Here is a 363-nt window from a genome sequence, read left to right on the forward strand (position 1 = left end):
TGGTGGAACTGAATGCACGTATCAAAAGTGTGATACGCCGTCATCAGCAAGGTGGGGAAAATAGTATCAAATACGGAAATATAGAAATTTTTCCCGATAAATATGGGGTGACCGTAGCTGGAAAAAAGATTGAACTGAACCGTAAGGAATATGATATTCTGGTTTATTTTATGAACCGTCCCGGCAGATTGGTTAATAAAAACACACTTGCCGAATCCGTATGGGGCGACCATATAGATCAAGTCGATAATTTTGATTTTATCTATGCCCAAATAAAGAATTTACGAAAGAGGTTGAAAGAGGCAGGAGCTACTCCTGAACTGAAGGCTGTTTATGGTTTTGGATATAAAATGGTAGTGGAAT

Annotated in this window: 1 protein-coding gene; it reads left to right on the top strand. The window is 38.6% G+C overall.

Features of this window, described 5'->3' with window-relative positions:
• On the top strand, positions 1–363 hold a 363-nt coding region (locus AB5935_RS23550), incomplete at both ends, for a winged helix-turn-helix domain-containing protein (RefSeq protein WP_368327627.1).

The sequence above is a fragment of the Phocaeicola sp. RTP21198st1_B8_RTP21198_201120 genome (genome assembly GCF_040929485.1).
Classification (GTDB): domain Bacteria; phylum Bacteroidota; class Bacteroidia; order Bacteroidales; family Bacteroidaceae; genus Phocaeicola; species Phocaeicola dorei.